Source organism: Acinetobacter sp. AOR41_HL, assembly GCF_027854645.1.
Classification (GTDB): Bacteria; Pseudomonadota; Gammaproteobacteria; order Pseudomonadales; family Moraxellaceae; genus Acinetobacter; species Acinetobacter nosocomialis.
Genome location: NZ_JAKTHZ010000010.1, coordinates 88,214 through 101,737, shown reverse-complemented (window position 1 = coordinate 101,737; position 13,524 = coordinate 88,214). Strand labels below are relative to the sequence as shown.

Annotated in this window: 8 protein-coding genes; 1 reads left to right on the top strand and 7 read right to left on the bottom strand. The window is 39.1% G+C overall.

The features are described 5' to 3' along the window. Positions 1-49: 49 nt before the first annotated feature. The 3 genes from MKL35_RS02805 to MKL35_RS02795 all read right to left on the bottom strand — a co-directional run bounded on the left by MKL35_RS02805 (position 50) and on the right by MKL35_RS02795 (position 3,773). On the bottom strand, positions 50-1,375 hold the full coding sequence (locus MKL35_RS02805; RefSeq protein WP_016805832.1) for an ISNCY family transposase: 1,326 nt from the start codon (positions 1,373-1,375) through the stop codon (positions 50-52). Between the two features lie 150 nt (positions 1,376-1,525). Further along, complete coding sequence (locus MKL35_RS02800; protein WP_106479675.1) at positions 1,526-2,485, bottom strand: hypothetical protein; 960 nt, start codon at positions 2,483-2,485, stop codon at positions 1,526-1,528. 424 nt (positions 2,486-2,909) lie between these two features. Further along, positions 2,910-3,773: a LysR family transcriptional regulator gene (locus tag MKL35_RS02795; RefSeq protein WP_106479676.1), complete on the bottom strand. Its 864-nt coding sequence runs from the start codon at positions 3,771-3,773 to the stop codon at positions 2,910-2,912. A gap of 221 nt (positions 3,774-3,994) precedes the next feature. On the opposite strand from MKL35_RS02795, the gene MKL35_RS02790 reads away from it, so the two are divergent. Further along, on the top strand, positions 3,995-4,888 hold the full coding sequence (locus tag MKL35_RS02790; RefSeq protein ID WP_106479677.1) for a PhzF family isomerase: 894 nt from the start codon (positions 3,995-3,997) through the stop codon (positions 4,886-4,888). Positions 4,889-5,096: 208 nt separating this feature from the next. On the opposite strand, the gene MKL35_RS02785 is transcribed toward MKL35_RS02790, so the two are convergent. The 4 genes from MKL35_RS02785 to MKL35_RS02770 all read right to left on the bottom strand — a co-directional run bounded on the left by MKL35_RS02785 (position 5,097) and on the right by MKL35_RS02770 (position 13,223). Continuing rightward, entirely contained in the window at positions 5,097-7,928 is a 2,832-nt protein-coding gene (locus MKL35_RS02785; RefSeq protein ID WP_106479678.1) for a beta strand repeat-containing protein, read from the bottom strand. Between the two features lie 848 nt (positions 7,929-8,776). Beyond that, positions 8,777-10,060, bottom strand: a complete 1,284-nt coding sequence (locus tag MKL35_RS02780; protein WP_004710391.1) for a ribonucleotide-diphosphate reductase subunit beta — start codon at positions 10,058-10,060, stop codon at positions 8,777-8,779. Between the two features lie 137 nt (positions 10,061-10,197). Further along, positions 10,198-10,332, bottom strand: a complete 135-nt coding sequence (locus MKL35_RS02775; RefSeq protein ID WP_002050433.1) for a hypothetical protein — start codon at positions 10,330-10,332, stop codon at positions 10,198-10,200. Between the two features lie 56 nt (positions 10,333-10,388). Beyond that, positions 10,389-13,223 carry a ribonucleoside-diphosphate reductase subunit alpha gene (locus tag MKL35_RS02770; RefSeq protein ID WP_106479679.1) on the bottom strand — a complete coding sequence of 945 codons (2,835 nt, stop codon included), beginning with the start codon at positions 13,221-13,223 and terminating at the stop codon, positions 10,389-10,391. Between the last annotated feature and the right edge of the window lie 301 nt (positions 13,224-13,524).

Here is a 13,524-nt window from a genome sequence, read left to right as displayed (position 1 = left end):
TGTTATTCCTAAGTAGAAATGTCCTACCTTAAAACCAAATAGAAATGTCCTATACCGACATTTCCAAGTCAAGCACAGGATTCAGATTTCGTTCTTTGATTACTGTTTTCTGTGCACGTCTGCTTGGCATCTTTTGAGAACGATTGCGTTTATTTTGTTGTTCTAGTTCTTCATGCTGCTGTTGAATATGGGCTAATACAGAACCCAAACGTTTATTTTCAACAATCTCTCGCTGGTTGAGCTGACTTAATTTATCGAAGATGCTGTAATTGATTTTTCTTCCCTGATATTCAATCGCGACTGTACTATTCGGGTATTCCAGAAACTCAAGATACTTGCCAATCAATCTTTGGTTTTCTTCCGTGTTTTCCAAGAGATATACGCACTTATCATAAGTGATCGTCAGGCTATTCGTGACTCTGCGGGGTTCACGCCAGGTAAAAATATCATCTAATTCTTCGGCTGTTTCAGTGACAGTCCGGTGTAGATCCTTGGGATTAAAGGCCATCTTGGCAAACTTCTGATTGAACTGCTCAATGAAGCAGGGTAGCCAGGCATTGGCTTCGGCAATCGAACTGATGCCTTCCAGACGCATTTCTTTGATCAGACGGTCCTGAAGCGTTCTATTGGCTCGTTCTACACGGCCTTTGGCCTGTGGTGAATTAGCGAAGATAATATCGATATTCAGGGTGCTGAGTACGCGCCCAAACTGGGTAATCTTGGTGTCTTTCTTACTGCTTTGATTCACCCTGAAGACTGAATGTTTATCGCTGTAGAAGGCTAAAGGCTTACCATGCTGCTCAACATACAAACGTGTTGAAATCATATAGTCAAAGGTTGATTCTGACTTACAGAAGCGTAAATGCTGTAATTTGCCTGTGGCATCATCGATAAATACCAGCAGACAGCATTTAGGGGCTCGACCTTCAAACCAGTCATGGTGTGAGCCATCGATTTGGATCAGTTCACCATAACAGTCCCGGTTATAACGAGGCTGATACGGGCGTTTCAGACGCTTGGCACGAGGAGTCCATAAATCGGCTGCAATCATCCAGGAACGCAGTGTTTCCACTGAAATATCAAAGCCATGAACGGTGGTGAGCTTTTCATGCGCTAAAGTGGGTCCGAAACCATGCAGTTGATCAGAAACAATATTGAGGCACTTGAGTCTGAGCTCTTCAGGAAGCCTGGAATTGCTGATTTGACCACGACCGGCATGGGCTAATGCAGCTGGGCCTTGAGCTTTGTATTTTTGCAATAAACGCCTGATCTGACGCTCTGAAATATGAAGTAGCTGAGCAGCTTGGGACTGGGTTATGCGTTGATCACAGATTTCCTGCAAGACCGACAATCGTTTAAGTTCTTTATCCGACATAGACACCAACATATCAAACCGTCCGCTAAGGAAATTGCAAAAGTGCATATTCTAAAAGCGGACATTTTTACTTTGGAGAAACCGGACATTTCTATTTTGGGCTTACAATTACATTTCGCATAAGCCGTATTATGTTAATTTTAAAATAAATTAATGCTGTCTAATTTTATTTTCTCGAAAAAAGTTTTCCATATCCATAACAGCTTCTCTGTACTGTGCATTCGATACATGATTAGCCCCCCCACATATTTCAGCATCGACATCAATTGTTATTGACCTCGATTGTCTGTAATTTAGAATAAAATCTAAAATTAGATAGCTTGGAAGATATCGAGCTTTAGTATCTGAGCCAGAAATATACATTCCTGCCCATTTAATACCAGATTCTTCTATTTTAAATACAGTGCCGCCACACATTCCTTCATAATCGAACTCTCGAGATTTAAATAATTCTATACAATTACTATCGGCAAGGTTCATCCCGAAATCAAACCAACGATAGAACACTGTACTATGTGTAGCATCACCTTTGATTGGAACTATTTCATTATCTTCCCAAAAGTATGGGTTCTTTTCTGCAGGGTAACCACTAAATCCCATAAAACTATTATTTAACTCAGACTTTGATCGAACCACATTATCTAAATTATTTAAATCTACATAATTTTTTACTGGTATTCCAGGATAGTAGATTTCCAATAAACAAAGATCCTCTAAATCAACACCTTCACAACTTTCTAATACTTTTAATTTAAAATTTTCACCAATAAACCATATTTTTCTAACATATAGAAAATCTACAACTTGTCCATAATCATTAAAACTATCAGATAAGTTAATCCAATAAGGAGAATGATTATAAAATTTCTCTAACGGAATTTCATTCCCAGATTCATCTCTAAATTTTTGTAAACAATGTCTTGCTGTAAGAAAAAAATATTTGCAGTTGAACCATAACAAAACTCCTGATACGTGCCCCCCAGTTGAAGATGGTGTATATCGACCATGCATTCCACCATCAGAGTGAACTTTAAGTAAGCGTCTACTTGATTGGGGAATAGGTTCGTATGAAGCCCCTAATATTAACTTTAATTTCTTTAAATCAATCATAATTAAAAGAATTATAACTATATAAAATAATTATTAATTTTATAGGTTTTAATCAAAATAATATAGCTATTCAACAATAATATATGTATTCCAAAAATACGTATAATTCGTGTTCTAGAACATCTACTTTAAAGGCATCCCGAAGGGTTTCATTTTAGATATGAATTAGATCTATTTAACACAATGGGCGTTATCTGAAAACTATATTTAAAAAACTTATTTAAATCAAATTCTTAAAATTTTTATTTACCATAAAAAAGAAAAATTCCGTTTTTGACATGAGTCGGCTTTTTTATGAGTAGATTTCATAGTTATCGCCAATCATTTTAACTAAGAATCACTCTGTACAACTTGAGTGAGACATAACTCGGTTTAACTTAAAATTTCTTTTTGAATTCAAAATTAGAATCAAAGCTAATTTTTATTACAACAGATATTCTTGTAGTTCTTTTTCAATTGTTTCACTAATCAACGTTGAATAGTCACTATCCTTAGTATCTAAATGACGCATTAACCACACATCTTGTTTTAAAGTTTGCATAGGTAGTATAGGTACTAAACCCGAAGCCTTTGCAACAAAACAAGGCAGGGCCGTAATTCCTTGTCCTTCAATGACTGCTCGTAGTTGCGAATGCATGTTATCAAAACACAAAGCAGGGGCTGCATCTTGGGTGAGTTCACGCATCCATTGTGCCAAAAACGTATATTGAAGGCTTCTGTCCCAACCGATTATACGATGATTCAGTAAATCATCAGACGTTTCAGCATGCTCTTTGAAACTGGCGAGATAATCTTTACTGCAATAAAGTCCATATTCTAGTTGGCCAAGGCGTCGAATAATGTAACGGCCACTTTCTGGTCGGACAAGTCGAAGAATAATGTCAGCTTCCCGTCGGGAAAAATCAACAGGAACGACACTTGTTGAGATTTCTAATTGTAAATCTGGGTGCTTTAGTTGCAATACTGTTAGCTTTGACAGAAGCAACTGCTGCCCAATTAATTCAGGTAAAGCAATACGGAACAATGATTGTTGTCCTTGATCATTGTAACGTTCCATCGCTATCAAATGCTCTTCTGCTTTTTCAGCCAAAGTAAAAAAATGTTTTCCAACGTGGGTGAGTGTATAGCCATCACTGTCTCGGGAAAAAAGAACCGCATTGAGGCTTTTCTCCAGTTCAACGGCTCTGCGATGTACGGTAGAAACACTAATACCAAGCAATTTTGCACTGCGGCTCAACCCGCCAGTTCGCCCAATAGCTAACAAAATTTTAGTATCGTCCCAGTTCATACCTTTCCATATTTAGAAAATGCGTTTGCAATAAAAACTATAGTATCGCCGATGTTTAGATTTATACAATTCAAACAACCATTAGAAAGACTCAAAACTCATTATTTGAGACGACTAACCTTTTAGAGCTAAGGCATGTGTCTTTGCAATTAAATAAGATTTTCTGGTTATGGTGGGCGCTATTTTTGAGGTCACAATTTTAATAACAGAGGAGTTGTGCCATGACGACCATTTATGTAGTTGATGCATTTACCACTAAACCAAATACAGGAAATCGAGCAGGGGTTGTGCTAGATGCTGACCAACTTACAACGCAAGAAATGCAAGATATTGCTGCATTCGCAGGGTATTCAGAAACTGCCTTTGTTTTGTCACCTAAAGATCCAAGCCATGACATACATGTTCGATATTTTACCCCTACAGATGAAGTCCCAATCTGTGGACATGCGACGATCGCTACTCATTTTTTACGTGCAATTACAGGCCACCAATCAGACTATCCATTAATCGCAAAAACAGGAGCTGGTCATTTACCCGTTTCAATATTCGGAAGTCCAGAAGAGTTATTGGTGAAAATGACTCAAGGTCGCGTAGAGTTTTTATCACCTTTTAATGCGAATCAAAGGGCTGAACTCGCAAGCGCATTGGGTGTGAGTGTGAATGATTTTGCTGACTTACCAATACAAATTGTCACGACGGGGCATTCCAAGGTGATGGTGCCAATGCTGAGCAGAAATAAGCTCGATGAATTAATTCCAAACAATGAAAAATTGAAAGCTATTAGTGCTGAAATAGGTTGCAATGGTTTTTTCCCCTTTGTTTTGGAAGGGAGTAGGCAAGAACCTATTACTTATGGTCGAATGTTTGCACCTGCAATCGGTATTAATGAAGATCCTGTAACTGGTAATGCAAATGGTCCAGCAGGAGCGTACCTTGTTCACCACGATTTAATTGAATGTGACCAGAAAGTAAGTTATTGGGGATATCAAGGTGTAGCCATACAAAGACCGGGACGAGTTCTAGTGACAGTTGAGAAAATAGATTCAATATTACACGTCAGTATTGCAGGTCAAGCCGTTTTAGTTGGCTCAGTACTTTACTCAGAAAAAGATTGATGATCTTTGAGAAATTATGATTTCTTGCATGTTCTAAAGAACTTCTTCTCTTTACAACAGCGAGTTGAAAAGGCTGTATTGGGTTATTTAGATCTGGATTAATGGTCTATACGCATGAGCGTATCTGTCAAAAGCTCTTTAATGAAAAACACCTTCCAAACTCAAGATTTGAAAGGTGCTTTATAGGTTTTATATCTTTACCAATAAATTAGACAGTCGGTAAAGCATGTAAAAGTTGGTCAGTTAACTGATTTAGTGTGGTAAGTGAAATCGTATGAATCAAACTACCACCCGTTGGGTCAGGTTCACCCACCGCAATACCTTGATTTGAACCGACCGAGCCGAGGATATTCCCTAAAATACCGCTTACATCAACTTGCTGACTATTGTCCGCACCACCATAGCTAATATTAATTAAATCATTAAGGCCACCTAGGAAACCGCCATTTCCATTATCAATACCGCCGATAATATTGGTAATCGGACCGAACAGATCGCCATGCTGAGCCACAAAATCATCACTTATAATATGCTGAATAATATTTGAAGCTGAAGAACCGTTGGCAATTAGGGTATTAAGTACACCACTGATTGAGTTCTGCGCACCATTTAGATCGGCTCCAGCAAGGTCTGAAATCGCTTCAAGCGTACCGTTGACGCTATCATGAGAAGTTTCAAAAAGTAGTTTGCCTAGGTCGGCAAAATCACCGACAGGGTGTTCTGCCTGAGGGAATGCGCCAATAATCGTTCCTGCAATGGTATCAATACCACCATTGATCAGGCTGGTTTTTAAGCTTTCAGCACCTTGTAAAACATCTATGCCGCTTTGAATAATTCCTGTCAGCGGATTATCGCCCAGATCGCCACCGATGCCGCCAATACCTCCAATGACATTGGTAATAGGGCTTAAAATATCGCCTGTACCTTCACCACCAACCAATGAAGAGGAATTTCCTAATATATTTATTGGTGTGGTAATAGGTGCAGTAATATCAGCACCATCGCCATTACCGTTACCAATGCCATAATTGTGTTCACCGTTGCCAGATGAAATGCCATTTAATAGGCCATCACCAGAGCCGTTGCCTGAACCACCAGAGCCAATCACACCACCTGATGCATTACCGTTATGGGTCGTGTCGTTATCATTGACTGTATTTGAAGCGTTGGTTGGTGAGATATTTATAGACTGAGCTGAAGTCCCACCTATACCAGACCAAGCATTACCCAAAATATTTAAACCACCAGTAAATGGAAGTGTGAAGTTTGTACCTTCGCCATTACCGTTACCAATGCCGTAGTTGTGTTCGCCATTGCCCGACGCTGCGCCATTTAATAGACCATCGCCAGAGCCATTACCAGAACTACCCAGCCCACCAGAGTTACTATTAACAATGGTGTCATTATCATTCACTGTATTGGTTGTGGTGGTTGGAGCAATATTTAACGAGTGGCTTGTTGAACTACCGAAACCTGAAAGCGCATTTCCAGAAAAGTTAAGTACGCCGGTGAAGGGAAACGTAAAGTTGGTATCGTTACCGTTTCCGTTACCAATGCCGTAATTGTGCTCACCATTACCAGATGCTGCACCGTTGAGTAAGCCATCACCAGTTCCGTTTCCAGAACTTCCAACAGTACCTAATGTGCTTCCAGTATTACCATTATTCTTCACGTCATTGTCATTAACTGTGTTAGTCGTTGTGGTTGGAGCAATGTTAATTGAACTAGAAGAAGAGTTGCCAATCAGTGAAAAAGCATTACCTGAAAAGTTTAGGGCACCTGTCAGTGGGGCAGTAATATTTACATCGTTACCATTCCCGTTGCCAATACCATAGTTATGTTCACCATTGCCAGAAGCTAAGCCGTTGCCGATGCCATCACCTGAACCATTGCCAGAGCCACCAAGTGCATTTACACCACTTGCACCATTTCCATTATTCTTCACGTCATTGTCGTTTACAGTATTTGAAGTTGTTGTTGGTGCAGTATTGATTGAGCTAGAAGAAGAGTTACCAATTAAAGTAAAAGAGTTTCCAGAGAGGTTTAAAACTCCGGTAATTGGGGAGGTAATGTTAGCGCCATTACCAATACCATTTCCGATACCGTAATTTTGCTCGCCATTTCCAGAACCAATTCCATTTAACAAGCCGTCACCTGAGCCATTGCCAGAACTGCCAAGCGTGCCTACACCACTTGTACCCGTGCCATTGCCATTATTGGTTGTGTCATTGTCGTGAACGGTATTAGAAGTAGTTGTTGGTGATGTGTTAACTGAACTAGCAGATGAGTTACCAATTAATGTAATTGAATTGCCAGACAGGTTCAGGGGAAGAGTGATTGGGGCTGTAACATGTGAACCTTGGGCAATACCATTTCCGATACCGTAATTTTGCTCACCATTTCCAGAGCCAATTCCATTTAACAAGCCATCGCCTGAACCATTACCTGCACCCGAGCCATTACCGTTATATGTGGTGTCGTTACTATTAACAGTATTTGAGGTATTGGTTGAAGAGTTGTTGACTGAGTTAGAGGATGAATTACCGATTAAGGTAATGGAATTACCCGCTAGGTTAAGAGGAATGGAGAGTGGCGCAGTAATACTTGCACCGTTGGCAATGCCATTACCAATACCATAATTATGTTCACCATTTCCTGAAGCTGCACCGTTTAAAAGCCCATCGCCAGAGCCGTTTCCTGTACCGGCACCTAAAGTAGAACCATTACCATTATTTGTTACGTCGTTGTCATGAACCGTATTCGAAGTGGTCGTTGGTGACGTGTTAACTGAACTTGAAGATGAATTACCTATGAGTGTAATTGAATTGCCTGAGAGGTTAAGAGGTATGGTAATTGGGGCAGTAATACTGGCGTCATGAGCAATACCATTTCCTATACCATAGTTGTGTTCACCATTTCCCGAAGATATTCCGTTCAGTAGGCCGTCACCAGAGCCGTTACCTAAACTACTGCTTGTGTTAGTATTTTCAGGAAGTGGGATAATCTTAGTAATCGAAGATAAAATACTTTTAACTAACATAATCTATTTCCATGTGATTTGTTTGAGATATTTTTATTACTATTTGTTGATTATGTGCTTCTGTGCACATAATTGGTAAAGAGTATTTAATTTTTTACTATTTGGTGTCAAGATGTGTAATCTGTCACTGGTCATGTGAAGCATATCTAAATATATTTAAAATCAATAAAATAAAAAATAGAGTTATTTTTAATAACATTTTTAAACACAAAATATGAGGTAGCCTAATAAGGTTTTATAAATTTTAAATAATATATTTTTATTTAAATTATAAAATAAAGCATAATCTATATTATTGAAATAAAAATAATTTTACTTCTTTATGGTGGTTTTAATTTGATAACTCTTTGTTTTTATTTTAATTATTTAATTTAATTTTTAATGGTTTGTTATTCTTTAAATAAAATAAATATTTAAATTATATATTTGTTTTATGCATTTTTTAATTAATATTCTATTTTTATTTGTAAAATAATAGTGTTGATATTGGTTTTTATTGGAATAATTTGGTATATCTAGCTCGTCGGCTGAGTTTATATTCGTTTAAAAGCAAAAGCGGGTCAGCCGACGCCTAGTTTTAATTATAAAAGCTTTTTAAAAACAAGAGTTTTTTGTATATTTATATTATTGGTTTTTATCTATAAAATATTTTGGTATTAGTATTATTGTTTTTAAATTAAAAGGCCATTATTTATTTGTTCCTAATGTGAAGAAAGTTCTATTTAAGTGAAAATAACATATTTATATAGTGAATAATTTAATATTGTTTAAAATCAAATCTAAAAATACTCGCGATAAGAAAGCCACTCAAGAGGAGTGGCTTTCTTATTGCAAATGCTAAATTAAACTTACCAGCTTAACGCACCACCAGTTTGGTAGTCAGTTACGCGAGTTTCAAAGAAGTTCTTCTCTTTACGTAAGTCCATCATCTCAGACATCCACGCAAATGGGTTGGTTACACCAGCAAATTGCTCTGGTAAACCTAACTGAGATAAACGGCGGTTACAGATGAATTTCAAATATTCTTCCATCATGCTTGCGTTCATACCCAATACACCACGTGGCATTGTGTCACGAGCATATTCGATTTCAAGCATCGTACCTTCAAGAATCATTTGAATGACTTCTTGTTGGAACTCGGCAGTCCATAGGTGAGGGTTCTCAATCTTGATTTGGTTAATCATGTCGATACCAAAGTTCAAGTGCATAGACTCATCACGCAAGATGTATTGGAACTGCTCAGCAACACCGTTCATCTTGTTACGACGACCCATACTCAAAATTTGAGTAAAGCCACAGTAGAAGAAGATCCCTTCAAGTACACAGTAGAACGCGATCAAGTTACGAAGTAAACGTTGGTCATTTTCAGGCGTACCTGTGTGGAAAGTAGGGTCACTTAATGATTGAGTATATTTCAAGCCCCAAGCTGCTTTACGTGCAACTGATGGAATCTCGCGATACATGTTGAAGACTTCGCCTTCATCCATACCTAAAGATTCGATACAGTATTGGTAAGCGTGAGTGTGAATTGCTTCTTCAAACGCTTGACGCAAAATATACTGACGGCATTCAGGGTTAGTAATGTGACGGTAAATTGCCAATACCAAGTTGTTCGCAACCAAAGAGTCTGCAGTCGAGAAGAAACCTAAAGAACGCATAACAATAGTACGCTCATCTTCAGTTAAGCCATTTTCAGACTTCCAAAGTGCGATGTCATGGTTCATGTTCACTTCTTGCGGCATCCAGTGGTTTGCACACCCGTCAAGATACTTCTGCCAAGCCCATTCATATTTAAACGGCACAAGCTGGTTCAAGTCAGCGCGACAGTTAATCATGGCTTTGTCGTCAACTTGAACACGTTGCGCGCCCATTTCTAACTCTTCAAGGCCAGGAGCAACATCCAAATGTTCTAAGGCTTCAGATGCTCGAGCCATTGAATCGGTTGGATTTGTTGATCGCACGGAATGGGTTCCAGCGGATTGTGGAGCTGCCACGCTCTGCGATGATGGCTGCGCAGCAGATACATTCTGCGAATCAGACGTTTTTTCCGGTTGGATGGGCGCAGACTTGTGTTCAGGTGCAGCCGGTTTTTGCGAATCATCTTCAAAATCGTCCCAACTAAGGATAGACATTGTTGTTCTCTCTTCGTTGTATATATCTATGTTCGACATCTCTAAACGAAGATGTCACTACTATACGCTTATAATGTGTAAACAAAATTAAGTTTTATCGATGTATGACCAAATTTTGGGCCTTTGGTCCATCATCCCTACAACTTATTTTGCTTACGCTGTTGTTTACGGATTTTAAAAAAGGCGTAAACCATAGGCGTATAAAAGAAAATAAAGGCAAAGATTAAGATTCCAACACCAAGCATATAGTTATGGCTGAGATGAGAAAACATAATCTTTACCTCGTTTAAAGTTGCTCTTTTTGTTTAAAGAGCAACTTTATTGAATATTATTGGCAAGCTTCGCAATCTGGGTTGTCGATTGAACAAGCCATAGGAACCGGAGCTGCTTGAGTAAAGCCGTCTTCTTCAACTGCTTCAGGCTTTTTCGCTTCTACTGCTGGCGCTGCTGCAGGTGCTGCCGCTTCTACAGTTGCAGGTTTAACCGCGTTTAACGCACCTGTGTTAATTGTAGATTTTTCAGCAGAAGTTGCACCTAAAGCTCGGAGGTAATAAGTCGTCTTAAGACCACGTAACCATGCCATCTTATAAGTGATGTCAAGCTTCTTACCGTTTGCACCAGAGATGTAAAGGTTAAGAGATTGTGCTTGATCAATCCATTTTTGACGGCGTGATGCAGCATCAACAATCCAGCGTGGCTCAACTTCAAACGCAGTAGCAAAGATTGCTTTTAATTCTTCAGGAATACGAGCAATTTTTTGTACTGAACCTTCAAAGTGTTTAAGGTCGTTAACCATTACTGTGTCCCAAAGACCACGGTCTTTTAATGCACGAACAAGGTAAGGGTTAATAACAGTGAACTCACCAGACAAGTTAGATTTCACATATAAGTTTTGGAATGTTGGCTCAATAGACTGAGAAACACCACAAATGTTTGAAATGGTTGCAGTTGGAGCAATCGCCATTACGTTTGAGTTACGCATACCGTCTTTTTGAACTTTGGCACGTAAAGTGTCCCAGTCTAAACGTTGAGTACGGTCAACTTCGAACATACGTTCTGGACGAGATTTAGCAACAATTTCTAAAGAGTCGATTGGAAGGATACCTTGATCCCACAATGAACCTTTGAATGTTGAGTAAGCACCACGTTCAACAGCCAAGTCACTTGAAGTTTGGATTGCATAGTAGCTAATCACTTCCATTGACTCGTCAGCAAAGTTCACAGCTTCATCAGAACCGTAAGCCATACCCATTTCGTAAAGCGCATCTTGGAAGCCCATGATACCCATACCAACAGGACGGTGTTTCAAGTTAGAGTTTTTCGCTTGTGGTACAGCGTAGTAGTTAATGTCGATAACGTTATCGAGCATACGAACTGCTGTTTTAACCGTACGCGCTAACTTTTCACGGTCTAATACGCCGCCTTTAACGTGTTGAACAAGGTTGATCGAACCTAAGTTACATACTGCAATTTCGTCTTGGTTTGTGTTTAACGTAATTTCAGTACATAGGTTAGATGAGTGAACTACGCCAACGTGTTGTTGTGGTGAACGTAAGTTACATACATCTTTAAACGTGATCCATGGGTGACCAGTTTCGAACAACATAGAAAGCATTTTGCGCCATAAGTCTTTCGCACGTACTTTCTTGTGCAACATGTTCTGTTCTTTCGCAACAGACTCATAGTATGCATAGCGTTCAGCAAACTCAGCACCAGTTAAATCGTGGAGGTCTGGAGTTTCAGATGGAGTAAATAGTGTCCATTCGCCATCTTCAAACACACGTTGCATAAATAGGTCAGGAACCCAGTTTGCAGTGTTCATGTCATGAGTACGACGACGGTCATCACCTGTGTTTTTACGAAGTTCTAAGAATTCTTCGATGTCTAAGTGCCAAGTTTCTAAGTACGCACATACCGCACCTTTACGCTTACCACCTTGGTTTACCGCAACAGCAGTATCGTTCGCAACTTTAAGGAATGGAACAACACCCTGAGATTTACCGTTTGTACCTTTAATATAAGAGTTCAAGGCACGTACAGGTGTCCAGTCATTACCTAAACCACCCGCCCATTTAGAGAGCATCGCGTTGTCACGCATTGCACCATAAATGTCATAAAGGTCGTCACCAATCGTTGTTAAGTAACAACTTGAAAGCTGTGGACGTAATGTACCTGAGTTAAACAGGGTAGGCGTAGAAGCCATATAGTCAAAGCTAGACAACAAATTATAGAACTCGATTGCACGCTCTTCTTTATCTTGCTCATTCAGTGCAAGACCCATTGACACACGCATGAAGAATAATTGTGGTAATTCGAAGCGAACGCCGTTTGAGTGAATGAAGTAACGGTCAAATAGAGTCTGTAAACCTAAGTAGGTAAACTGGTTAGAACGTTCAGGCTGAATCGCTGCTGCTAGTTTTTCTAAATCGAACTTAAGCAAGTCTGGTGAAAGCAAATCAAGCTCTACACCTTTTTTCAAGAATGCTTCAAGTGCATTATTTTCAGCTGTATCTGCCGGTAAACCTAAGAATGCTAAACCAGTGCTGACCAACTCATCACGAAGTAAACGCGCAGTTACGTATGTATAGTTAGGTTCTTGTTCGATACGTGTACGTGTTGCCATCATCATGGTTGTTGCAATATCGCTTTCTTTTACGCCGTTATATAAGTTTTTAACGGTTTCATCGATAATTGCTTCAACCTCAATACCTTCTAAGCCTTCAGCAGCTCTATTTACAGTTGCTTTCAGTGCACTTAAATCAAGTGGTTGAAGCTGACCGTTTGCATCAGTAACTTGCAAGGTAGGGTGGTGGTTTGAATTTGTTTGCTGACGAGCGCTAGCACGTTGTTCGCGGTAAATTACATAAGCGCGGGCAACTTTTTGTTCCCCAGTACGCATTAAAGCAAGTTCTACTTGATCTTGAATTTCTTCAATATGGATCGTACCGCCCGATGGTAAACGGCGTTTAAAAGTATTTAATACCATTTCCGTCAACTGGGTAATACGGTCATGAATACGGCTTGAATCCGAACTCTGTTGACCTTCCACAGCAAGAAAAGCTTTACCAATCGCAACAGAAATTTTCTCTGCATCAAATGCAGCAACATCTCCAGTACGCTTAATCACCTGAATTTGACCAGGAGTCGAAGTAATTACGCTCATGCCAGCATAGCTCCATTGTCACTTTTGTTATGTTCATAGACCGTTTGAACCGAGCAAAAAACATGCCACGATATTTGAGGGATAAACACAAGACTTAGTAGTTAAAGTTTATTTTCAACACAAGATACGGGATTTTTTAAGCTAGATCAATCTTGACTTTTTAGTAATTTTTTATCTGTATGATTTGTCGGGAGATAGCATACCAAAGCTATGAAAAAACACTTATAGATAACTTTGTGGATAACTCAAAAAACAAACACTTGAGTGAATTTAAATTCATCTAAGAAATAATTTGTTTAAT

Bases quoted from the DNA above. Each gene is read 5' to 3' on its own strand.
- MKL35_RS02805 (WP_016805832.1), bottom strand. From the start codon at position 1,375: ATGTCGGATAAAGAACTTAAACGATTGTCGGTCTTGCAGGAAATCTGT.
- MKL35_RS02800 (WP_106479675.1), bottom strand. From the start codon at position 2,485: ATGATTGATTTAAAGAAATTAAAGTTAATATTAGGGGCTTCATACGAA.
- MKL35_RS02795 (WP_106479676.1), bottom strand. From the start codon at position 3,773: ATGAACTGGGACGATACTAAAATTTTGTTAGCTATTGGGCGAACTGGC.
- MKL35_RS02790 (WP_106479677.1), top strand. From the start codon at position 3,995: ATGACGACCATTTATGTAGTTGATGCATTTACCACTAAACCAAATACA.
- MKL35_RS02785 (WP_106479678.1), bottom strand. From the start codon at position 7,928: ATGTTAGTTAAAAGTATTTTATCTTCGATTACTAAGATTATCCCACTT.
- MKL35_RS02780 (WP_004710391.1), bottom strand. From the start codon at position 10,060: ATGTCTATCCTTAGTTGGGACGATTTTGAAGATGATTCGCAAAAACCG.
- MKL35_RS02775 (WP_002050433.1), bottom strand. From the start codon at position 10,332: ATGTTTTCTCATCTCAGCCATAACTATATGCTTGGTGTTGGAATCTTA.
- MKL35_RS02770 (WP_106479679.1), bottom strand. From the start codon at position 13,223: ATGAGCGTAATTACTTCGACTCCTGGTCAAATTCAGGTGATTAAGCGT.